The sequence below is a fragment of the Spongiactinospora gelatinilytica genome, assembly GCF_003236385.1.
GTDB lineage: Bacteria > Actinomycetota > Actinomycetes > Streptosporangiales > Streptosporangiaceae > Spongiactinospora > Spongiactinospora gelatinilytica.
In genome coordinates, this window is the sequence record NZ_POUA01000091.1 from 1 (window position 1) to 21,710 (window position 21,710).

Here is a 21,710-nt window from a genome sequence, read left to right on the forward strand (position 1 = left end):
GGGGGCGAGGACGCCGGCTGTGGATCTGGCGGCCGGGCGTTCGGCGCCGCAGTCGCGGCACTCGACCTCGCCGAGGCGGCAGACCAGGCGGGTGGAGCCGCACGTGTCACAGGTGTCGAGCCGCAGGTCCGCGGCACCCTGGCAGTCCGGGCAGATGAGGACCTGACCTCCGCCGCTGACGCCGCGCAGCCAGGGGCTTGCGCCGCGGACCGGGTCCGTCTGCCGGGCCCCGCAGTGGTAGCAGGGCATCCTCGCCTCCGTCAGGATCGATGCTGGACGTCACCACCGGCCGTCCCGGGCGGAGCCGCCCTGGCAGGCCGGGAAGATCCGGAAATCTGGAAATATCTGGATCCCGTCGTGCCAGAAGGTCACATCGGGCCTTACGCGATCGTCACGAGCTCACGAGATCGCGGCGAGCGCCGCGGTGTACTCCGCCGTGTCGCGCGCCGAGTGGATCGGGTTGACGACCTTCCAGCGGACCACGCCCTCGCCGTCGATGACGAAGGTGCCCCGCAGCGCGAGGCCCCTCTCCTCATCGAACACACCGTACCCCCGCGCCACCTCACCGTGCGGCCAAAAGTCCGACAGCAGCGGAAACGTGTACCCTTCCCGGTCTCCCCAGGCGCGCAGCGCGAAGATCGAGTCGACCGTGACGGTGAGCACCCGCACCTCGTCGCGGCGCGGCGCGAACTCGTCGCGGATGGACCGCAGCTCGCTGGTGCAGACACCGCTGAACGCCAGCGGATAGAAGATCAGGACGGTGTTCGACCCCCGCAGGCCGGAGAGCCGGACCGGAGTGCCGTGCTGGTCTTGCAGCTCGAAGTCCGGGGCGACGGAGCCGACCTCGACGGACATGCAAGGTCCTCCCAGTCAGTATCCAGGCACATGGACAGGCGTCCACGGCGCGCGTCGGCCGCGCGTACGCGTTCTGCCGCACGGCCCGCGCGGAGCCGGCCGTACGGCAGTTACGGCCCCCGATGAACGAGCGACGGGCTAACGACGCGTCTTCGGGGTCGCCAACCGGGTCCCCGACCAGTCGGCGGCGGCGCTGATGCTGCTGGTCTGCGACAGACCCGCCGTCGTGGCGTCCTCTCCTATATCGCTCGGCTCCACGTGGCCGCTCCTGCCGGCCTTCGGCGTCAGCAACCAGATCTGGCCGCCGTCGGCCAGCCCGGTCTGGGCGCCGGTCAGGACGTCGAACAGGTCGCCGTCGCCGTCGCGCCACCAGAGCAGCACCACGTCAACGACGTCGTCGTAGTCCTCGTCGACCAACTCGCTGCCGGTCAGCTCTTCGATGGACTCGCGCAGTTCTTCGGCGCAGTCCTCGTCCCAGCCGATCTCCTGCACCACCTGACCCGGCTTCAGGCCGAGTCGTTCGGCCAGGCCGCGCTCGCCCTGCGCCTGACCCGCGGTCGCGCTCACGTCTATCCCTCCTGCTTGAATGGCCCCGTCCGATGCGGACGTCCGGCCCTATGTGGGCCTTCGCTTCGGCACAGTCCACACGCTGCGACCCGCCGACGTCAACGGTCGCCACGGCAACGGGCCGCCCGAGGCTGCGGTATGCCCGAATTAGTCGGACAAAAAAGACAAACGAACTCGACGGTTCGGGTTGTCCACGTTGAGATCAACGATCGTGATCGACTGCCATGTGCCCAGCGCGAGCCGCCCGCCGACCACGGGGACGCTCGCGTACGGCGCCACGAAGGCCGGCATGACGTGCGACCGCCCGTGGCCCTTCGAGCCGTGGGCGTGCCGCCACCTGCCGTCGGCCGGGAGAAGGTCGCCCAGGGCCGTGAGCAGGTCCTCGTCACTGCCGGCGCCCAACTCGATGAGCGCGACGCCGGCCGTGGCGTGCGGGACGAAGACGTGCAGCAGCCCGTCCTCGCCACAGCTTCTCGCGAAGTTCTCGCACTCCCGGGTGATGTCGTGCACACGGTCCCGTGTCCCGGTCGTGACCTCGATCTCCGTTGACTTCACCAGTCGATCTTACGGCCGCCGTTGAGCTGGGACGACGACGGCGTCAGGGCCGGGAAATACCAGACCGGTGTGCCCGTCGTCGAAGCGCACCACGTACGGCGGGCCGCCGCCGGGGCCGCGCACCTCGATGATCTCCCCCCGGCGGTCCCGCTCCCCGACGACATTGCCGTGTACGAGGAGCCGATCGCCAACCGTCGCGTTCATGTGCATCCCTCCTTCCGCATGGCCACGGTGTCTTCCACATTGGTACGGCGGGCGGCATTGGGGAAGAGGGCGCGGGCGTCTCTGCGGGAGAGCGAGGAGAACTTCGACCGAATCGTTACGCTCGCCGTGAACGCGACACGCCGGTGGACCCCTCCCGGCGGGCCCGGCCGCCCTCACGCCGCTCACGTTGCAGAACGAACCTTTGCCGGTGGGGGCGCTACATGCCAGAATCGTCCTACGATCGGTGGACTAGGCCACATCCGGCCGACTGCCAGCAGGGACATCTCGGCTACTCGACAGTAGAGATGCGCATTGCTGGGTAAGCAGCCAGGATGGAAGTGACCTAGACACCATACATAGAGGCTTCACAAGTCCATCCTCGGAAGGCGAAGACCCAGTGGCTTCCGGACGCCAGCGTTTCTCGATCATCAGTGACGGCCTACCCAGCCAGCTTCCTGATGTCGATCCCAGCGAGACCCAAGAGTGGCTCGAATCGCTCGACACCGTCGTCAAGACGGAGGGGCGCTCGCGAGCCAGGTACTTGATGCTGCGCCTGCTGGAGCGGGCCCGTGAGCACTCTGTCGGCGTGCCGGGACTGCGCAGCACCGACTACATCAACACGATCCCGCCGGAGCGGGAGCCGTGGTTCCCCGGCGACGAGCACGTGGAAAGGCGCATCCGCGCCTACATCCGGTGGAACGCCGCCGTCATGGTGTCGCGCGCCAACGCACGCACCAACGTCGGCGGGCACATCGCCACCTACGCCTCCGCGGCCTCGCTCTACGAGGTGGGCTTCAACCACTTCTTCCGCGGCAAGGACCACGGCGAGTCCGGCGACCAGGTGTACATCCAGGGCCACGCCGCACCGGGCATCTACGCCCGCGCCTTCCTCGAAGGGCGGCTCAACGAGGCCCAGCTCGATGCGTTCAGGCAGGAGCTCTCGCACGGGTTCAAGGGCCTGCCCTCCTATCCGCACCCGCGACTGATGCCCGACTTCTGGGAGTTCCCCACGGTCTCCATGGGCCTGGGGCCGATCAGCGCGATCTACCAGGCGCGGTTCAACCGCTACCTGCTCAACCGCAAGATCAAGGACACCAGCCGCAGCCACGTGTGGTGCTTCCTCGGCGACGGCGAGATGGACGAGCCGGAGTCGCTGGGCGCGATCGGCCTGGCCGCCCGCGAGGAGCTGGACAACCTCACCTTCATCATCAACTGCAACCTCCAGCGGCTGGACGGGCCGGTCCGGGGCAACGGGAAGATCATCCAGGAGATGGAGTCGTTCTTCCGCGGCGCCGGCTGGAACGTCATCAAGGTCGTATGGGGCCGCGACTGGGACCCGCTGCTCGCCGCCGACGTCGACGGCGTGCTCGTCAACAAGATGAACACCACTCCCGACGGGCAGTTCCAGACCTACTCCGTCGAGAGCGGCGAGTACATCCGCGAGCACTTCTTCGGCGATGACCCACGGCTGCGCAAGATGGTCTCCCACCTGTCCGACGAGGAGATCCGCAGGCTGTCGCGCGGCGGCCACGACTACCACAAGGTGTACGCGGCGTTCGCGGCGGCGCGCGAGCACGTCGGCCAGCCCACCGTGATCCTCGCCCAGACCATCAAGGGCTGGACCCTCGGCAAGGACTTCGAGGCCCGCAACGCCACCCACCAGATGAAGAAGCTCACCAAGGCCGAGCTGAAGGAGTTCCGCGACCGGCTCTACCTGCCGATCCCGGACTCGGCCCTGGAGGGCGAGCTGCCGCCCTACTTCCACCCGGGAGAGGACGACGACGAGATCGCCTACATGAAGGAGCGCCGCGCGGCGCTCGGCGGCTACCTGCCCAAGCGGGTTAACCGGGCCAAGCCGCTGAAGCTGCCCGGCGACCCCGTCTACGCCGACCTGCGGCGCGGCTCGGGCAAACAGGCGGTGGCCACCACGATGGCCTTCGTCCGCCTGCTGAAGGACCTCATTCGCGACAAGGAGATCGGGGCGCGGTTCGTGCCGATCATCCCCGACGAGGCGCGCACCTTCGGCATGGACGCGATGTTCCCGACCGCGAAGATCTACTCGCCGCATGGGCAGACGTACGAGGCGGTGGACCGCAACCTGCTGCTGTCCTACAAGGAGTCCACCGAGGGCCAGATCCTGCACGAGGGCATCAGCGAGTCGGGGTCGATGGGATCGGTGACCGCCGCGGGCACGGCCTACGCCACCCACGGCGAGCACATGATCCCGATCTACGTCTTCTACTCGATGTTCGGCTGGCAGCGCACGGCCGACCAGATGTGGCAGCTCGGCGACCAGATGGGGCGCGGCTTCCTGCTGGGCGCGACCGCCGGCCGTACGACGCTCAACGGCGAGGGCCTGCAACACGAGGACGGCCACACGCCGCTGATCGCCTCGACCAACCCGGCCGCGGTCTCCTACGACCCGTCCTGGGCGTACGAGATCGCGCACATCGTCCGTGACGGCCTGCGCCGGATGTACGGCGAGCAGCCGGAGAACGTCTTCTACTACCTCACCGTCTACAACGAGCCCTACCCGCAGCCGGCCGAGCCCGAGGGCCTGGACGTGGAAGGGCTGCTGCGCGGCCTCTACCGGCTCTCCCAGGCCCCCGAGGGGGCGGCGGAGCGGCCGAAGGCCAACATCCTGGTGTCCGGCGTGGCCGGGCCCTGGGCGCTTGAGGCGCAGCGGATGCTGGCCGAGGAGTGGGAGGTCGCCGCCGAGGTATGGTCGGCCACCTCCTGGACGGAGCTGCGCAGGGACGCCCTCGCCTGCGAGGAGCACAACCTGCTCAACCCCGACGCCGAGCAGAAGGTGCCGCACATCACCCGCACCCTGTCGGGTGTGCAGGGCACGTTCGTGGGCGTCAGCGACTACATGCGGGCGGTGCCCGACCAGATCGCCCGGTGGATTCCCGGCGACTGGGCCTCGCTCGGCACCGACGGGTTCGGCCTGTCCGACACCCGCTCGGCGCTGCGCCGCCACTTCCACGTGGACGCCGCGTCGATCACGCTGGCAGTGCTGACCCAGCTCGCCCGGCGGGGGGAGATCGAGACCGAGCGCCTGCGCGAGGCGATCAGCCGCTACCACCTGAAGAACGGCGTGACGGAGGCCGGCGGCGCGGAGTCCAACGACACCCAGTCGATGGGCCTGTAGCACGAACGACACGAGGGGCGCCCCGCCGTGCGCGGCGGGGCGCCCTTCGCCTTTCAGGTGGTGGCCAGGGCCTCGGTGGGCGACAGGCGGGCGGCGCGCATCGCCGGGTAGAGCCCGGCCAGGGTGCCGATGACGAGGGTCGCGCCCACGGCGCCGCCGAGCGCCCAGGGCGGCACCACCGAGGGCCAGTCCCGCGTGTAGGCGTACCCGACCGTGACCGCCGCGCCGAGCAGCAGCCCGGTGAACGCCCCGGTGGCCGCGGCCTTGGCCGCCAGCGCGTCGGAGGGGCGGCTGACCTCCACCTCCTCGGGGTTTTCCGGATTGACCGTGCGCGGCAGCACGGCCTGGACGTCGGCGACCGCCGCCTCCTCCGACCGCTCGTAGATCATCGTTGGGTGGCCGTCGAAGCCCAGGTACCGCTCGGCGGCCGGGAAGCCGACCAGCGCCGAGCGGTCGATCTCGGGGGCGAGCGGCAGCGGGTCCAGGATGCCGAGCACGGTGAACCACCGGCCGCCGATCCAGACCCTGCCGCCCGCCTTGCTCAGGCCGAGCCGCTGCGCGGAGACCGCGCCGAGCACGACGGCGGGGTACTTCTCCGTGGCGGCGTTGAGCCACGTCCCGGAACGCACCCGGCCCGTGAGGGTCTTGACGAGGTCGCCGTCGGCGGCCCGTACGGCGATGCCGCCGGTGATCTCCTCGGGGATCCGGTCGGTGCGGTGTACGCTCGCGTCCACGTCACCGGTGGCCGAGGCCGTGGTGACCGGGCCGATCCTGCGGACCATGGCGAGCGCGTCCATCGGGAGCTTGGCGGCGTCGCCGAACAGGGTGTTGCCGGGCTGCACGGTGAGCAGGTTGGTGCCGAGCCGGTCCAGCTGCCGCAGCAGGCTCTCCGCCGAGGAGGCGGAGATGCCGATGACGCCGACCATCGTCGCGATGCCGATCGCGATGCCGAACGCGGACAGCACGACCCGGGCCGGGCGGGCGCGCAGCCCCGCCGCGCCCACGCGCAGGACGTCGCCGGGGGTGAGCCGCGTCGTGGCGAGCCGGTCGCTCATCGCCGCTCCCCCGCGACCCCCGCCGTGACATCCGCTGCGTCCCTGTCGCCGGAGTCGTCGGACACGATCAGGCCGTCCTTGAGCCTGACCCGCCTGGGAGCCCAGCCGGCGATCTCCATGTCGTGCGTGATGATCGCGACCGTGGTGCCCGACGCGTGCAGGCCTGCGAGTACGGCCAGCACCTCCGCCCCCGCGCCGGAGTCGAGGTTCCCGGTCGGCTCGTCGGCCAGCAGCAGCGGCGGATCGCCGACCACCGCGCGCGCCACCGCGACCCGCTGCTGCTCGCCGCCGGAGAGCTGGTGCGGGCGGTGCCCGAGGCGGTGGCCGAGGCCGACCCGTTCCAGGGCCGCCGCCGCGCGTTCGCGCCGCTCGCGCATTCGCGGCCCGCCGTACAGCAGGCCGTCGGCCACGTTGTCCAGCGCGCTGACGCCCGCCGACAGGTGGAACTGCTGGAAGACGAACCCCAGGTGGCGTGCCCGCAGCGAGGACAGCCGCCGGTCGGACAGGCCGCCCACGTCGTGGCCGGCGATGGTGACGGTGCCGGTGGTGGGACGGTCCAGGGTGCCGATCATGTGCAGCATGGTGGACTTGCCCGATCCGGAGGGGCCGACGATGGCGAGCAGTTCCCCGGCGCCGATCCGCAGGTCCACTCCGCGCAGCGCGGCGACGTCACCGGCGTAGACCTTGGTGACCCCGGTCAGTTCGACGACGTTGACGGCGCTCACGACGCGGGCACCCCGACCTTCATGCCCGGGGCGAGGCCGTCGCCGGTGATCTCGACCCGCCCCCCGCCGTACGCGCCGGTCTCCACGGCGACCAGGCGGGTCGCGCCGCCCTCGACGACCTCCACGCCGAAGCCGCCCTCGCGCAGCGCGAGCAGCGCCTCGACCGGGACGGTGAGCACGTCCTTGACCCGCTTGCTCTCCATGGCGACGTTGACCGGCGCCTGGTCCAGGCGGCCGGTCTTCCGGCCGCCCAGCGAGATCTCCACGTCGATGGTCGAGCCGCCGCCCTCCTCCGCGCTGACCTGCTGGGCGACCGTGCCGACGCGGACGATGCGCCCCTTGACCTCCTCGCCGCCCGGCAGCTCGATGGTGACCCGCGCGCCCTTGCGGGCCAGGGCCTGGTCGTCGGTGTTCAGGTCCACCTGGACGATCCTGCGGGTGCCGGTCACGGTCAGCACCTCGCCGCCGTTGATCTTCCGGCCGACCTCCACCGAGACGCCGGACACCCGCACGGCCCCGTCCAGGAAGACGACCTGGGCGGCGTCCACCGCGCCGGTCTGCGGATGGCCGCGGTCCTTCTGCCACGCCTTGACGGCGGCCGAGGTGGCGTAGGTGAAGTCCTCGTCCACGGTGAGGTCGTCGCCGTAGCCGAGCGCCTTGAGGTTGCGTTCGAGCTGTTCCACGTCGGGCCCGTCGCTCACGCCGGAGTTCAGCTCGCGGTAGAGCGGCAGCCTGCCGTACATGAGCACCATGGGGCGGCGGTCGACCTTGAGCAGCGCGCCGCCCCGCCTGATCACCTTTCCCTCGGCGGGAACGGCGGTGACGGTGCCGGAGCCGGTGTAGGACACCTTGCGCTCCTCGGCGTAGGTCAGCTTGCCGCTCACCGACTCGGAGTCGACCAGGTCGGTCCTGGTGATCTCGGCGGTGGCCGGCGGGGTCGCGGCGGTGGCGCCGGGCTCGGGGCCGCCCTGCCGGGAGGAGTTCACCGCCGCCCATGTGCCGCCGCCGATCACCGCCACCGCCGCGACCCCGGCGAACAGCGCCCCCTTGCGCCTCATCCGCCGCCTCCCGGGCAGGCCGGCCGGTCACGTCTCATCGTCCTCACCTCCGGCCCACGGGACCCACGCCCGTGGCACCACCCGATGTGTAGGGCGACGGGGGTTAGCGCAGGGTAAGCGCGATCATCGGGCCGGTCGCCTTATCGGCTCCTAACATCGGGTGGTTCACGCTGGTCACCGGAGGTGCGTGAGATGCGCGTGCTGGTGGTCGAGGACGAGCCGGAGATGGCCGACGCCATCGCGGGCGGGCTGCGGCGCAGGGCCATGGCGGTGGACGTCGTCTACGACGGGGCGGAGGCGATGGAACGCCTGTCGTACGTCGACTACGACGTGGTCGTGCTGGACCGCGACCTGCCGGACGTGCACGGCGACGACGTGTGCCGGCACCTGGTCGCGACGGGCGCGGGCGGCAGGGTGCTGATGCTGACCGCGGCGCACACGGTGACCGACCGGGTGGCCGGGCTCGGGCTGGGGGCCGATGACTATCTTCCCAAGCCGTTCGCGTTCGCCGAACTCGTGGCGCGGGTGCGCGCGCTGGCCCGCCGTACCGCGCGGGCCAGGCCCAGGGTGCTGGAGCGCGCGGGCCTGCGGCTGGACCCGGCCACCCGCGCGGTGACCAGGGACGGCAGGGCCGTCGGTCTGACCAGGCGGGAGTTCGCCCTGCTGAAGGAGCTGATGCTGGCCGAAGGCGCGCCCGTCTCGCCCCGCGATCTGCTGGCGCGGGCCTGGGACGAGTACTACGACGCGGGCACCGGCGCGCTGCGGGTCGCCGTGGCGACCCTGCGCAGGAAGCTCGGCGACCCGCCGGTCATCGAGACCGTGCTCGGCGCGGGGTACCGCCTGTGAGGCCGGTACGGCGGGCCGCGGCCGGCCTGTCCGCCGCCGGCGCGCGGGTTTCGGGCATCGGGCTGCGCGCCCGGCTCATGCTGCTCTACAGCCTGTTGTTCCTGCTGGGGGGCGCGACCTTGGTGTGGGTGACCTACCTGTTCACCGAGCGCGCCATCCAGGACCAGTTCGTGGCGGGCAAGCCGCTGGCCGCCCTGACCAAGGCGGTCGACGTGGCCCGGCCCACCGAAGGGCCGCCGGTACGGCCGGGCGAGGAAGCGTTCGCCCGGCGCGGAACGGTAAAGGGGCCGGTGCAGGGGCCGGTGCAGGGGCCGGTGGGCAGGTCGGCGGACTTCCTCGGCACCACCGTGCTCGAACGGCTGGAGGCCGGCCGGGCCGCGGTGCTCGCCGACGTGCTGCGCAACTCCGTTCTGATCATGCTGGGCGTGGGGGTGGCCGGTGTGCTGTTCGGGTGGGCGATGACCGGCCGCGCGCTGAGCCCGCTGCGCCGGGTGACCTCCGCCGCCGAGCGCCTCTCGGAGAGCACCCTGCACGAGCGGATCGCGCTGCGCGGGCCGCGCGACGACGTCAAACGGCTGGCCGACACCTTCGACGCGATGCTGGACCGGCTGCAACGCGCCTTCGACGGGCAGCGGCGGTTCGTCTCCAACGCCTCACACGAGCTGCGCACGCCCATCGCCATCAACCGCACGCTGATCGAGGTGGCGCTGGAGGAGCCGGACGCCTCCGACGACCTGCGCGCGCTCGGCAAGGCGCTGCTCGGCACCAACGCCCGGCACGAACGCCTGATCGAGGGGCTGTTGCTGCTCGCGCGCTCGGAGCACGAGGTGATCGCCCGCAACCCGGTGGACCTGCGGCAGATCGTGCGCGGGGTGCTCGACCAGGTCGGGCCCGCGGCCGAGCGGCGGCGCGTCACCGTGACGGCCGACCTGCCGCAGGTGTGGACGGCCGGCGAGGCGCTGCTGCTCGAACGGTGTGCGTTCAACCTGGTGGAGAACGCGGTGAAGTACAACCTGAAGGGCGGGGAGCTGCGGGTGCGGCTGGCGGCCGAGTCCGGCGAGCCGGGGGAGGTCGTGCTCACCGTGGAGAACGACGGCGTGGCCATTCCGCCCCACGACGTGGCGGACCTGTTCGAGCCGTTCCGGCGGCTGCACGACAGGATCGGCTCGTCTTCGGGGTCGGGGCTCGGGCTGTCCATCGTCCGCGCGATCGCCGTGGCGCATGGCGGGTCGGCCGCCGCCACCGCGCGCCCGGACGGCGGCCTGTCCGTCGTGGTCCGGCTCCCCGCGACCGGGGAGCGGTCCCCCGCCTAGGGATCAGGGGCGCTTGGTGCGACCTCCGGGGAGGTGGTCCTGGCACGCCTTCACGGCCTTCTCCATGGCGGCGTCACCCCTGGGGCGCTTGGCCGGCTTGGCCAGCGCCGGGAACCCCTTGCCGGGCTGCGGGTCCGGCATGTCGATGCCGTTCTCGCGCATGCACGCGGCGAACTTGACCATGGCGTCGTGCGTCTTCGGGTCGTTCATCCGCTCGGCGATGGCCCCCTCGATGTACTTGCCGCACGCCTTGTGCGCCTCCTCCATCTTCGTCTTGTCGCCCTTCGTGACCCGGGCGGTGACCATTCCGCCCCCCTTGGATTCGTTGATCTTGATGCCGTGCTCGCGCATGCACCGGGCGAACTTGGCCGGGTCGGCCGAGACCGAGGGGGACGGCGACGCCGAGGCGCCCGCCCGCCCGGTGCCGGCCACCGAGGCGACCCCGCTGGACGACGCCTGCTGGCCGCATGCCGTGAGCGCGGAAAGCGCCGCCACCACGCCGGTGAGCACGACCGCACGCCGGACTCTCATCTGCACGCACCTCCGAGACCGCGCGGGCCTTCGCCGCGCGACGACGCGTCCATGTCTAGGGCCGCGCGGGTTAGCGAGGTGTAAGGCGGCGGGACGCGGGGTGTTTCCCGGGCGCGCCGCCGATCGGCGGTGGGCGGCGTGCCCGGGAAGTCTCGGAGCCGAGGTTTGGGACAGGTCGGACAGATCGGACAGGTCAATGGTCACCGGGCCGGGCGACAACTGCCTGTCGGTTTTTTCGGACGCGTGTCCGGCCGGTCGTGGGGTTTTCGGCCGGTCAGTCGAGCGCCGGATTGCGCAGGACCATGTCGGGCAGGTCGGTCGTGAACTCCTCGGGCGCCCGTTCCGGGCAGCGCTCCCCGGTGAGCGCGGCCGCGGTGATCCGGTCGAGGCGGAAGACCCGCACGTCTTCGCGTAATCGGCAGTAGCCGACCAGATACCAAAAGCCGCCCCGGCCGCCCAGGAAGACGCCGGGCTCCACGTCGCGGGTGGTCACCGCGCCCTTGCCGTCTTGGTAGCCGAGGCGCAGGACCCGGCGGTGCTGGAGCGCGTCTTCGATCACCCGGGCCACGTCGGCCGAGGCCGCCGCGTCGTCGGCCTCGGCCTGGTCGAACAGCCGCACCCGGGCGGCCAGCTCCCTGGCCCGCTCGCTGTCGCCGCCGGGCATGGCCGCGACGACCTTGCGCAGCGCGGTGCGCGCGTGCCGGGCGAACGGCCGGCCGCCCGCCCCGCCGAGCGCGACCGCGATGGCCACCGCCTCGGCCGGGGTGAAGTTGAGCGGGGGCAGCGACATCGCCTTGTCGAGCACGTAGCCGCCGCGCCTGCCGGGCTGGGGGTAGATGGGGACGCCGGACTGTTGCAGAGCCGCGATGTCGCGCTCGATCGTGCGCACGCTCACCTCGAACCGAGCAGCCAGGTCCGCCGCGGACCGGCATCGAGGGGAGATCGCCCGCAGCTCCTCGACGAGCGCGTACAGCCGATCGGTACGGTTCACACTCCGAAACTACGCCTGCCCACCGACATTCCCGCGCCCCCGGCGGCCGAGAGAGCGGAAGTCCGGTAAGTGCGGTAATGCCGTGCATACCAGTAATCTGTTGGGGTTACCGTCCATCGTGAGCCCCACTTACCGCGTCCCGGCGTACCGCCGTGCCCGGCAGGGACGGCAGGCTCCGCGACCACTAGGAGTCATGCCAGATGGTGACCGCCCTGGCCGCCCCACTCGCCGACGACCTCGGCGACGACCTCGGCGACGACCTCGGCCGCGGCGCGCTCGCCATCCTGGCCTACGCGACACTGGGCGTACTGCTGCTGATCATCGGCTTCTTCGTGATCGACCTGGCCATCCCCGGCAACCTGCGCGACCTCATCAAGACCGACCGCAACCCCAACGCCACGCTGCTCGCCTCCTCCGGCCTGACCTCCATCGGGCTCATCGTGGCCGCCTCGATGTGGTCCTCCAGCGGCGAACTGCACGAGGGGCTGCTCACCACCCTGACCTTCGGCATGGTGGGCATCGCCGTGCAGACGGTGGCCATGCTGCTGTTCGACCACATCATCGGCATATCGGTGCACGACCTGGTACGCGAGACGCGTCCGCAGCCCGGCGCGCGGCTGCTCGCGGTGATCCACCTGGTTCTCGGTCTGATCACCGCCGTGGCGGTGCTGTGATTCGGGTACGCGCGTGAGCACCCCGAGTGACCTGGCACTCTAGGAACGTGACCGAGGCATCGGAAAGGCAGTCCGGCAGTCCCGTGCCCGGCGGGGGACCCGCCGCGGACGTCGAGAGCGGCGGCAAGGCCCGCGCGGACACCACGCGGCGGCTCGAACGCGCGATGGGCACCCTCGGCACCGCGGCCATGTCGCGGATGGACGAGCGGCTGCCGTGGTTTCGCGCGCTGTCGGCGGAGGATCGCTCATGGGTCGGCCTGGTGGCACAGGCCGGCATCGCCGCGTTCGTCGAGTGGTTCCAGCACGCGGGCGAGGGCAGGCCCACCCCGAGCATCGAGTTCTTCGGCACCGCGCCGCGTGAGCTGAAGCGCTCGATCTCGCTCCAGCAGACGGTGGACATCGTCCGGGTCGTGGTGGAGGTGGTCGAGGCGCAGGTGGACGACCTGGCCGCACCCGGCGGCGGCGACCAGCTCGAACAGGCCATGCTCCGCTACACCCGCGACGTCGCCTTCGCGGCGGCGCAGGTCTACGCGCGCGAGGCGGAGGTGCGCGGCGCGTGGGACGCGCGGCTCGAAGCCCTCATCGTGGACGCCCTGGTCAGGGGCGAGGTGGACGACGGCCTGCACTCCTGGGCCGCGGCGCTCGGCTGGACGTCCTCCCCCGTGGTGGTGCTGGCCGGCCGTACACCGCCGGGCAAGCCGGAGTCGATCATCGACGGGCTGCGCGAGCGGGGCCGCAGGACGGGGATGGACCTGCTGGCCGGGGTCCAGGGCGACCGGCTGATCGTGATCGTCGGCGGCGCGGAGAACGCCGCGTCGGCGGCCAGGCAGATGGCGCCGCGGTTCGGCACCGGGCCGATCGTGATCGGCCCGGAGGTGCCCGACCTGCACACCGCGGCCCGCTCGGCGCGGGCCGCGCTGGCCGGGTTGCGCGCGGCGGGCGGCTGGCCCGACGCGCCGCGCCCGGTCAACGCCGACGAACTGCTCGCCGAGCGGGCCATCGACGGCGACGACGACGCCCGCGCGCAGCTCATCGAGAACGTCTACCTCCCGCTGGCGGGCACGCCGCTGCTCGACACCCTGGCCACCTACCTGGAGCAGGGCACGTCCCTGGAGGCCACCGCCCGGCTGCTGTTCGTGCACCCCAACACCGTGCGCTACCGCCTCAAGAAGATCACCGAACTGACCGGTTACCAGCCCACCGAAGGCCGTTCCGCCTTCACCCTCCAGGTCGGCCTGATCTTGGGCAGGCTGACCGAATCACCCGTTACCTGACCCTTGTCACGTCATTAGTGGTCCGTACGAACTGTAGGATCCCTACAACAAACCGTGGACAAAGTTCGTACGGATTTCTATCCGGGTGGTGAACTTCTACAGGGCAGGCTGGATTTCGTGCTCGTCATCGTCGCTCCGGGCCAAGGCGCCCAGAAACCAGGCTTCCTCGCTCCATGGCTCGACCTGCCCGGATTCGCGGACCGCATGGCCGCGTGGTCGGAGATCGTCGGCCTGGATCTCGCCGCCTGCGGCACCACAGGAAGCGCTGAGGAGATCCGCGACACCGCGGTCGCCCAGCCCCTCCTGGTCGCCGCCGCGCTGGCCGCCACCGCGGAGCTGGGCGGCACGCCCGACCTCGCGGCCGGGCACAGCGTGGGCGAGTTCGCCGCCGCGGCCATCGCCGGGGCGCTCACTCCGGCGCAGGCCCTGGAGCTGATCCGCGAGCGCGCGCAGGCCATGGCCAAGGCGGCCACGCTGACCGAGACCGGCATGACGGCGATCCTCGGCGGCGAGGAGCCGGAGGTGCTGGCCGCGATCGAGCGGCACGGGCTCACGCCCGCCAACATCAACGGCGCCGGGCAGATCGTCGCCGGGGGCACCCTCGAAGAGCTGGCCGCGTTCAAGAGCGACCCGCCGGCCCGCGCCCGCCTGGTCTCGCTTTCCGTGGCGGGAGCGTTCCACACCGTGCACATGGCGCCCGCCGTAGAGCGGCTGCGCGCCGCGGCGGCCGGTGTGACGCCCGCCGACCCGCAGGTCACACTGCTCTCCAATCTCGACGGCGCACCGGTCTCCAGTGGCGCCGACCTCCTGTCCCGCCTGGTGGAGCAGGTCGCGAGCCCGGTCCGATGGGACCGCTGCATGGCCACCATGACCGAGATGGGCGTCACCCGGATGATCGAGCTGCTTCCCGGCGGCACGCTGACCGGCCTGGCCAAGCGCGGCATGAGCGGGGTGGCCACCGTGGCCCTCAAGACCCCCGACGACCTCGACAGCGCCAGGGAGCTGCTCAAGTGAAACTCGCACAGGGCGCTCCCGGCGCCAAGATTCTGGCCTTCGGCCACTACCAACCGGCCAACGTCGTGACCAACGACGACCTGGCCAAGACCATGGATACCAGCGACGAGTGGATCCAAAGCCGGGTCGGCATCGCCGAACGGCGGCTGGCCTCGCCGGACGAGACCGAGGTCGACCTTGCGGTACACGCGGGGGGCAAGGCGGTGGCCGCCAGCGGCCTGTCCTCGGCCGACATCGACCTGGTGCTCGTGGCCACCTGCACGATGGAGTCGCAGATTCCCAACGCGGCCGGGCGGGTCGCCTCCCGTCTGGGCATCCACGCCCCCGGGGCCTTCGACGTCAACGCCGCCTGCGCGGGGTTCTGCTATGCCCTGTCCGCCGCGGCCGACGCGGTCCGTTCCGGCTCGGCGCAAAACGTGCTGGTGGTCGGCACCGAGAAGTTCTCCCACTGGCTGGACTGGAACGACCGCTCCACCGCGGTGATCTTCGCCGACGGCGCGGGCGCCGTGGTCGTCGGCCCCTCCGACGTGCCCCGCATCGGCCCGGTGGTCTGGGGCAGCGACGGCGACAAGTCCGACGCGATCATCGTCAAGGACCGCAACTCGTTCCTGCACCAGGAGGGCCAGACCGTCTTCCGCTGGGCCACCACCGCCCTGCACCCCGTGGCCAAGGACGCCTGCGACCGCGCCGGGATCGACCCGGCGGAGCTCGCGGCCTTCGTCCCGCACCAGGCCAACCTGCGGATCATCGAGTCCATCGCCCGCAAGATCGGCGCGGACAACGCCGTCATCGCCCGTGACATCGTGCTCGCCGGCAACACCTCGGCGGCGTCCATCCCGATGGCGCTGTCTCGCATGATCGAGCGCGGCGAGGTCCCGTCCGGCGGGCTGGCCCTGCTGCTCGGGTTCGGCGCCGGGCTGACCTTCGCCGCCCAGGTGGTCGAGCTTCCCTGAGACCTGTACGGCGTCGCCGTACGGACCGCAAGACCCGATTCCACGCAAAAGAAACCAATCAAGGAGTTATCGCGACATGGCCATCACCGAGCAGGCGATCCTGGACGGCCTCGGGAAGATCATTAACGAGATCACCGGCATCCCGGCCTCCGAGGTGACCCCGGAGAAGAACTTCGTGGACGACCTCGACATCGACTCCCTGTCCATGGTCGAGATCGCCGTCGCCGCCCAGGACGAGTTCGACGTCGAGATCCCGGACGACCAGCTCAAGAACCTCAAGACCGTCAAGGACGTCATCACCTTCATTCAGGGCTAGTCCGTGGGGCGGGCGCGGGCCCACCGCGGCCGTCCACGGGCGGATGCCCGGGATTTTCACAACCGACCAAGAGGAGTGCACACAAAGTGGCTAGGGACCAGGTACGTGTCGTCGTCACCGGGCTCGGCGCGACGACGCCCCTCGGTGGGGACGTGGGTTCGACCTGGTCGGCGCTCCTCGCCGGTCGGTCGGGTATCGACACCCTCACCCAGGACTGGGTCGACACGGTACCGGTGAAGTTCGCCGGCGTGGCCGCGGTTGACCCGGCCGAGGTGCTCCCGCGGCCGGAGATGCGCCGGCTCGACCGCGCCGAGCAGTTCGCGCTCATCGCCGCCAGGGAGGCCTGGCAGGACGCCGGGGCCCCCAAGGTCGACGGCGAGCGCCTGGGCGTGGTGGTCGGCAGCGGCATCGGCGGGATCACCACGATCCTGGCCGCCTACGACACCTACCGTGAGAAGGGCTGGAACCGGCTCTCGCCGTTCACCGTGCCCATGCTCATGCCGAACGGCTCGGCCGGCTGGATCAGCATCGACCTCGGCGCGCGGGCCGGAGCCCACGCCGCGGCCAGCGCCTGCGCCACCGGCGCCGAGTCCATCGGCTACGCGATCGACATGATCCGCTCCGGGCGGGCCGACGTGGTCGTGGCCGGCGGCACCGAGGCCGCCATCCACCCGCTCAACGTGGCGTCCTTCGCCGCGATGCGGGCCATGTCCACCCGCAACGACGAGCCGCAGCGCGCCTCCCGGCCGTTCGACAAGGGCAGGGACGGCTTCGTGCTGGGCGAGGGGGCGGGCATCTTGGTGCTCGAATCCGAAGAGCACGCCAGGGCCAGGGGCGCGCGCGTCTACGCGGTCGCCGCGGGCGCCGGATACACCAGCGACGGCCATCACATCTCCGCCCCCGAGCCGAGCGGCGTCGGCGGGCAGCAGGCCATGCAGTTCGCGATCCGCGACGCCGGGCTCGACCCGAGCGACATCATTCACGTCAACGCGCACGCCACCTCGACGCCCATCGGCGACGAGATCGAGACGCATGCGATCAAGGAGGCGATCGGCGGCCACCCGCTGGTCACCGCGACCAAGTCGCTGACCGGCCACCTGCTCGGCGGCGCCGGCGGCATCGAGTCGGTCTTCACCGCGCTCACCCTGCACGAGCGGATCGTGCCGGCCACCGCCAACCTCGACGACCCCGCCGACGGCATCGAGGTGGAGATCGTCTCGGGCGAGCCGCGCAAGCTGCCCGGCGGCGACCTCGCCGCGATCAACAACTCGTTCGGCTTCGGCGGCCACAACGTCGCGATCGCCTTCACCACTCACTGAGGAGTCGCTCATGACGGTACTTGACAACAGGGTGGTGAGCACGGCCTCCGACGAGGAGGCCGCGGATCCTCGCGATCCCCAGGTGCGCCTCGCGGCGCTGCTCGACGAGGGCTCGCTCCGCCTGATCACTCCAGAGGACACCAGCGGCGCCCTCGCCGCCATGGGGCGCGTCGAAGGCGTGCCGGTGGTCGCCTTCTGCAACGACGCCAGGACGCAGGGCGGCGCGATGGGCAGTGCGGGCTGCGAGCACATCGTGCACGCCTACGACGTGGCGGTCAGGGAGCGCGTGCCGATCATCGGCATCTGGCACTCCGGCGGCGCGCGGATCCCCGAGGGCGTGGAGTCGCTGCACGCGGTCGGGCGGGTCTTCGCCGCGATGACCAAGGCGTCCGGGGTCGTTCCACAGCTCTCCGTGGTCGTCGGCCCGGCGGCCGGGGGCGCGGCCTACGGCCCGGCCCTCACCGACATCGTGGTGCTGGCCGACCAGGGCCGGATCTTCGTGACCGGCCCCGACGTGGTGCACAGCGTCACCGGCGAGAAGATCGACATGGCGGGGCTCGGCGGGCCCGAGCCGCACAGCAAGCGCAGCGGCGTGGTCCACGTCGTGGCCAAGTCGGAGCCGGAGGCGCTGGTTCAGGCCAGGCGGCTGGCCGTACTCCTCGGGCACCAGGGCCGGACGCGCGCCTCGGAGGTCAAGGAGATCGACTTCAGCGACCTGCTGCCCGAGTCGCCGCGCCGCGCGTACGACGTCAAGCCGCTGGTCAAGGGGCTGCTGGACGAGCCGGGCGTGGAACTGCACCCGAAGTGGGCCCCCAACATCGTCACCACCCTGGGGCGGATGGCCGGCCGTACGGTCGGGGTGATCGCCAACAACCCGATGCGGCTGGGCGGCTGCCTGGACGCGACCTCCGCCGAGAAGGCCGCGAGGTTCGTCCGGATGTGCGATGCCTTCGGGGTGCCGCTGGTCGTCCTGGTGGACGTGCCCGGCTACCTCCCGGGCGTCGGCCAGGAGCACGACGGGGTCGTGCGCCGGGGCGCCAAGCTGCTGCACGCCTTCGCCGAGGCGTCCGTGCCGAGGGTGACGCTGATCACCCGCAAGGCGTACGGCGGGGCCTACATCGCCATGAACTCCCGCTCCCTGGGCGCCACCCGGGTCTTCGCCTGGCCGACCGCCGAGATGGGCGTGATGGGCACCAAGGCGGCGGTGCGCCTGCTGAAGCGGCGTCAGCTCGCCGCGGTGTCCGAAGAGGAGCGCCCGGCCCTGGAGGAGCGGCTGGCCGCCGAGTACGAGGAGATGACCGGCGGGCTGGCCCGGGCGATGGAGCTGGGCGTCGTGGACGAGATCCTGGAGCCGGCGAACACCCGCGGGGCCATCGTGAAGGTCCTCGCGCAGGCCACCCCGGCCCGTGGAGCGCACGGCAACATCCCGCTCTGAGGGCGATTTGTCACGCTTTTGCGTGACACAACATGATCGTAAGCGGCGAAGCCCCCGCACCGATGATCGGTGCGGGGGCTTCGCCGTACCCGCCGGCGGGTGTGCGGCTTCCCCGACCGCGCACACGCGCGACGTGCCAGGCGGCCTCGCCCGCGGCTACACGGCGGCGTGCAGCCAGCGGACCGGCGCCCCGTCTCCCGCGTAGCGGAAGGGCTCCAACTCCTCATCCCAGGGACGGCCGAGCAACTTGTCAAGCTCGTCCTGTAGCACGCCCCGGCCCTGCGCGGCGGTCAGCATGGCCGCCCGCAGCCGGTCCTCGGGCACCAGGATGTCACCGCTCGCGCCGATGACCGCGGTGAAGACGCCGAGGGTCGGCGTGTAGGCGTGCCGGGAGCCGTCGATCCCCGGCGAGGCATCTTCGGTGATCTCGAACCGGATCCGTTGCCAGCCCATGAGTGAGGACGTGACGGCCGGGGCGGTGCCCGGATGCCCCTCCCACTCCGCCTGCGCGCGCACGGTGCCAGGCGCGGCGGGCTGAGGAGTCCATCTCAGGTCGACGGGCACGCCAAGGACGCCCGCGACCGCCCATTCGATGTGCGGGCACAGCGCAGGCTGAGCCGAGTGGACGTAAAGCACGCCACGAGCAGACACCGGACCTCCCGTTTCGGTACGAGGTGCGCCTTCCCCAACGGCCTCGTACTGGGATGATCACAAGTGACTGTAGGAGAGACTACCGTCGGTCGTGACGTGACACCAGAGGCGGGGTCATACCTATGTGTTGCGCCAGTGCCACTTGACACAGCACTCCCATCCGCAAGATACACTGCGTGACCGATCGATTACCCGTCGATTACCCGACGCGGGCACGCCATCGGCCGTGCCGAACACCACGGAGCTGCTGTGGATCCTGACATCGCGATCGTGGAACGCTCTGGAGAGCCTCCCGCCCTCATTCGCCCGGGCCAGTTGATCACCGACCTGCGCGGCGCCGGCGCCCTGGGGCGCTGGACGCACGCCGCCTCGGAGGCCGGCGGGGTGTGCACCGTACGCCTGACCGCCGGCGTCGACCCGCTCCAGGTCGCCGCCGACCTCGGCGAACGCGGCCACATCGTCTCGCCCAACCACGTCTTCGTCGGGCAGCCGTTGTGGTTCGGCGGCCCCGCCTCCCGCCCGGTGCCGGCCGAGCCGATCGCCTGGACACCTGGGCCGGAGGCTCCCTGCGGGCCGCAGGTCGCCGTGCTCGACACCGGCATCACCGAGCACCCCTGGTGGAAGCCCGCCCCGTGGTTCGGCGAGGTCGGCATGAGCGCCGCCGAACTGGCCGACGCCGACCACGACGGCCGCCTCGACCCGCAGGCCGGCCACGGCACGTTCATCGCGGGCCTGCTGGTACGGCGGGCGCCCGGCGTACGACTGCGCGTCCTCAAGGTCCTGGACGGACACGGCGTCGGCGACGAGGCCCGCGTGCTGCGCGCCCTGCACCGGCTGCGGCACGACCCGCCGGGGATACTCAACCTCTCCTTCGGCGGCCACACCCCGGGCGACCGGCCCCCGCCGCTGCTGGCCGCGGCGCTGGCCGGGCTGACCGAGTCCGGCACGGTGGCCGTCGCCTGCGCGGGCAACACGCCCTCGACCCGCCCGTTCTGGCCCGCCGCGCTCCCCGGAGTGATCGCCGTGGGCGCGCTGGACACCGCAGAGCGCGCCGCGGCCCCGTTCTCCGCGCACGGGCCGTGGGTCGATGCCTGCGCCCGCGGGGAGTGGCTGGCCAGCAGCTTCCTGGACACCGAGGGGTTTCGCGGGTACGCCCGCTGGAGCGGCACCTCCTTCGCCACCGCCCTGGTCAGCGCCGCCGTGGCGCAGGCCGCCCGCAACGGCCAGGCCCCCGCGGAGGCCGCCGCCGAACTGCTCGACCCCGAACGCGGCGAGCGGGTGCCCGGCCTCGGCGTCGTCGTCCCGGCCCGGTTGTGAGCGGCGGCCATGGAGGAGCGCACGCACGACGTGCGGCCCGGCGAACTCCTGGTCGCCGCCGCCCATGGCGACCAGGAGGCGTGGGACGCGCTGGTGAGCAGGTTCGGGGCGGCCATGTGGTCCACCGCGAGGGCCTGCGGGCTCGGGGCGGCCGACGCGGAGGACGCCGTACAGGCCGCCTGGCTGCGGCTGCTGGAGAGCATGGGCGGCATCCGCGAGCCGCACGCCGTCGGCCTGTGGCTGGTCACCACCACCCGCAGGGAGGCGATCCGGCTGGCGGGCAGGCGGCGGCGCGAACACCCCGCGCCCTCTCCCGCGGAGGAGCCCGCGCACGCGGCCCGCACCGCCGTACCGGACATCGCCTCGGCCGTGCTCGACGCCGATGAGGCGGGGCGGCTGTGGCGGGCGGTGGAGTCCATGAACGAGCCCTGCCGCTCGCTGCTGCGGCTGATGGCGACGGCCCCGGACGCCGGGACGCAGCGGCTGGCGGTACGGCTGGGCATGCCCCCGGGCAGCGTGGGGCCCACGCGGGCGCGCTGCCTGCGCCGGCTGCGCACGATCGTGGACACCAGGGAGGCGGTCCGATGACCGGCGACGACCTGCTGATCGCGGCCCTGCACCTGGCCGCCTCGCGCGATCCCGTGCCCGGCCACGTCACCGGGGCGGCCAAAGACGCCTACCGGCTGCGGGTGCCCGGCGCGGTCACCGCCCGGCCGATCCCCGCTCCCCCGGCCATCGGTACGCGCGCCGGGGCCGGCGACTACCGCCGGCTGCGGTTCGCCGCGGACGGGCTGATCGTGGACATGGAGGTGGTGGCGAGCGCGGGCGCCATCGACGTCGCGGGCCGGGTGATCCCGCACCCGGGTCCAGGAGGCCACGTGGAGATCCGCGCCCTGCACGACACCC

General features: G+C 71.8%; 24 protein-coding genes. 13 read left to right on the forward strand and 11 right to left on the reverse strand.

Going from position 1 to position 21,710, the window contains the following annotated elements; all coding sequences use genetic code 11:
• The 5 genes from C1I98_RS13925 to C1I98_RS13945 form a co-directional block, all read right to left on the reverse strand.
• A partial coding sequence (locus C1I98_RS13925) for a hypothetical protein (protein WP_111167610.1) occupies window positions 1–249 on the reverse strand: 249 nt, incomplete at its 3' end.
• Between the two features lie 150 nt (window positions 250–399).
• Window positions 400–855 carry a peroxiredoxin gene (locus C1I98_RS13930; RefSeq protein WP_111167592.1) on the reverse strand — a complete coding sequence of 152 codons (456 nt, stop codon included), beginning with the start codon at window positions 853–855 and terminating at the stop codon, window positions 400–402.
• 138 nt (window positions 856–993) lie between these two features.
• A complete protein-coding gene (locus C1I98_RS13935; RefSeq protein WP_111167593.1) occupies window positions 994–1,422 on the reverse strand; it encodes a DUF3052 domain-containing protein in 429 nt (142 codons plus the stop codon).
• A 147-nt stretch (window positions 1,423–1,569) separates the two neighbouring features.
• On the reverse strand, window positions 1,570–1,977 hold the full coding sequence (locus C1I98_RS13940) for a secondary thiamine-phosphate synthase enzyme YjbQ (protein ID WP_111167594.1): 408 nt from the start codon (window positions 1,975–1,977) through the stop codon (window positions 1,570–1,572).
• 9 nt (window positions 1,978–1,986) lie between these two features.
• On the reverse strand, window positions 1,987–2,181 hold the full coding sequence (locus C1I98_RS13945) for a DUF1918 domain-containing protein (RefSeq protein WP_111167611.1): 195 nt from the start codon (window positions 2,179–2,181) through the stop codon (window positions 1,987–1,989).
• Window positions 2,182–2,578: 397 nt separating this feature from the next.
• On the opposite strand from C1I98_RS13945, the gene aceE reads away from it, so the two are divergent.
• The gene (gene aceE / locus C1I98_RS13950; protein ID WP_111167595.1) at window positions 2,579–5,332 is read left to right on the forward strand and encodes a pyruvate dehydrogenase (acetyl-transferring), homodimeric type; all 2,754 of its coding nucleotides are present in this window, start codon (window positions 2,579–2,581) and stop codon (window positions 5,330–5,332) included.
• A 53-nt stretch (window positions 5,333–5,385) separates the two neighbouring features.
• Here aceE and C1I98_RS13955 read toward each other — a convergent pair whose 3' ends face one another.
• From C1I98_RS13955 to C1I98_RS42840, 3 genes are read right to left on the reverse strand one after another with little or no spacing between them, the layout of a single operon-like run.
• The gene (locus C1I98_RS13955; protein ID WP_111167596.1) at window positions 5,386–6,387 is read right to left on the reverse strand and encodes an ABC transporter permease; all 1,002 of its coding nucleotides are present in this window, start codon (window positions 6,385–6,387) and stop codon (window positions 5,386–5,388) included.
• A complete protein-coding gene (locus C1I98_RS42835) occupies window positions 6,384–7,112 on the reverse strand; it encodes an ABC transporter ATP-binding protein (RefSeq protein ID WP_199536932.1) in 729 nt (242 codons plus the stop codon). Before C1I98_RS42835 ends, C1I98_RS13955 begins: the two co-directional genes overlap by 4 nt.
• Window positions 7,109–8,170, reverse strand: a complete 1,062-nt coding sequence (locus C1I98_RS42840) for a peptidoglycan-binding protein (RefSeq protein WP_199536935.1) — start codon at window positions 8,168–8,170, stop codon at window positions 7,109–7,111. The genes C1I98_RS42835 and C1I98_RS42840 overlap by 4 nt, the downstream gene beginning before the upstream one ends.
• Before the next feature lie 192 nt (window positions 8,171–8,362).
• On the opposite strand from C1I98_RS42840, the gene C1I98_RS13965 reads away from it, so the two are divergent.
• Together C1I98_RS13965 and C1I98_RS13970 are read left to right on the forward strand one after the other, a co-directional pair.
• Window positions 8,363–9,016 (forward strand): response regulator transcription factor, encoded by a 654-nt coding sequence (locus C1I98_RS13965; RefSeq protein WP_111167597.1) that lies wholly within the window; start codon window positions 8,363–8,365, stop codon window positions 9,014–9,016.
• A complete protein-coding gene (locus C1I98_RS13970) occupies window positions 9,013–10,329 on the forward strand; it encodes a sensor histidine kinase (RefSeq protein ID WP_111167598.1) in 1,317 nt (438 codons plus the stop codon). The genes C1I98_RS13965 and C1I98_RS13970 overlap by 4 nt, the downstream gene beginning before the upstream one ends.
• A 3-nt stretch (window positions 10,330–10,332) precedes the next feature.
• Here C1I98_RS13970 and C1I98_RS13975 read toward each other — a convergent pair whose 3' ends face one another.
• Window positions 10,333–10,860: a hypothetical protein gene (locus C1I98_RS13975; protein ID WP_146607429.1), complete on the reverse strand. Its 528-nt coding sequence runs from the start codon at window positions 10,858–10,860 to the stop codon at window positions 10,333–10,335.
• A gap of 274 nt (window positions 10,861–11,134) precedes the next feature.
• Complete coding sequence (locus C1I98_RS13980; protein ID WP_111167600.1) at window positions 11,135–11,851, reverse strand: helix-turn-helix transcriptional regulator; 717 nt, start codon at window positions 11,849–11,851, stop codon at window positions 11,135–11,137.
• 200 nt (window positions 11,852–12,051) lie between these two features.
• On the opposite strand from C1I98_RS13980, the gene C1I98_RS13985 reads away from it, so the two are divergent.
• The 7 genes from C1I98_RS13985 to C1I98_RS14015 all read left to right on the forward strand — a co-directional run bounded on the left by C1I98_RS13985 (window position 12,052) and on the right by C1I98_RS14015 (window position 18,836).
• Window positions 12,052–12,525 carry a DUF350 domain-containing protein gene (locus C1I98_RS13985; protein WP_111167601.1) on the forward strand — a complete coding sequence of 158 codons (474 nt, stop codon included), beginning with the start codon at window positions 12,052–12,054 and terminating at the stop codon, window positions 12,523–12,525.
• A 164-nt stretch (window positions 12,526–12,689) separates the two neighbouring features.
• On the forward strand, window positions 12,690–13,799 hold the full coding sequence (locus C1I98_RS13990; protein WP_111167613.1) for a PucR family transcriptional regulator: 1,110 nt from the start codon (window positions 12,690–12,692) through the stop codon (window positions 13,797–13,799).
• A 117-nt stretch (window positions 13,800–13,916) separates the two neighbouring features.
• Window positions 13,917–14,813, forward strand: coding sequence for an ACP S-malonyltransferase (locus C1I98_RS13995; RefSeq protein ID WP_111167602.1), 897 nt, complete (start codon window positions 13,917–13,919; stop codon window positions 14,811–14,813).
• Complete coding sequence (locus tag C1I98_RS14000; RefSeq protein WP_111167603.1) at window positions 14,810–15,766, forward strand: beta-ketoacyl-ACP synthase III; 957 nt, start codon at window positions 14,810–14,812, stop codon at window positions 15,764–15,766. The genes C1I98_RS13995 and C1I98_RS14000 overlap by 4 nt, the downstream gene beginning before the upstream one ends.
• A 76-nt stretch (window positions 15,767–15,842) precedes the next feature.
• Window positions 15,843–16,082: an acyl carrier protein gene (locus C1I98_RS14005; RefSeq protein WP_111167604.1), complete on the forward strand. Its 240-nt coding sequence runs from the start codon at window positions 15,843–15,845 to the stop codon at window positions 16,080–16,082.
• A gap of 86 nt (window positions 16,083–16,168) precedes the next feature.
• Entirely contained in the window at window positions 16,169–17,401 is a 1,233-nt protein-coding gene (fabF, locus tag C1I98_RS14010) for a beta-ketoacyl-ACP synthase II (protein WP_111167605.1), read from the forward strand.
• Window positions 17,402–17,411: 10 nt separating this feature from the next.
• Window positions 17,412–18,836 (forward strand): acyl-CoA carboxylase subunit beta, encoded by a 1,425-nt coding sequence (locus tag C1I98_RS14015; protein ID WP_111167606.1) that lies wholly within the window; start codon window positions 17,412–17,414, stop codon window positions 18,834–18,836.
• 156 nt (window positions 18,837–18,992) lie between these two features.
• Here the strand turns inward: C1I98_RS14015 and C1I98_RS14020 are convergent, their stop codons facing one another.
• Window positions 18,993–19,487 (reverse strand): DUF3145 domain-containing protein, encoded by a 495-nt coding sequence (locus tag C1I98_RS14020; RefSeq protein ID WP_111167607.1) that lies wholly within the window; start codon window positions 19,485–19,487, stop codon window positions 18,993–18,995.
• A 249-nt stretch (window positions 19,488–19,736) separates the two neighbouring features.
• Here C1I98_RS14020 and C1I98_RS14025 point away from each other — a divergent pair, with 249 nt between their 5' ends.
• The 3 genes from C1I98_RS14025 to C1I98_RS14035 all read left to right on the forward strand — a co-directional run.
• On the forward strand, window positions 19,737–20,804 hold the full coding sequence (locus C1I98_RS14025) for a S8 family peptidase (RefSeq protein WP_233507854.1): 1,068 nt from the start codon (window positions 19,737–19,739) through the stop codon (window positions 20,802–20,804).
• Between the two features lie 9 nt (window positions 20,805–20,813).
• The gene (locus C1I98_RS14030) at window positions 20,814–21,392 is read left to right on the forward strand and encodes an RNA polymerase sigma factor (protein ID WP_111167608.1); all 579 of its coding nucleotides are present in this window, start codon (window positions 20,814–20,816) and stop codon (window positions 21,390–21,392) included.
• A partial coding sequence (locus C1I98_RS14035) for a hypothetical protein (RefSeq protein WP_111167609.1) occupies window positions 21,389–21,710 on the forward strand: 322 nt, incomplete at its 3' end. The genes C1I98_RS14030 and C1I98_RS14035, both read left to right, overlap by 4 nt.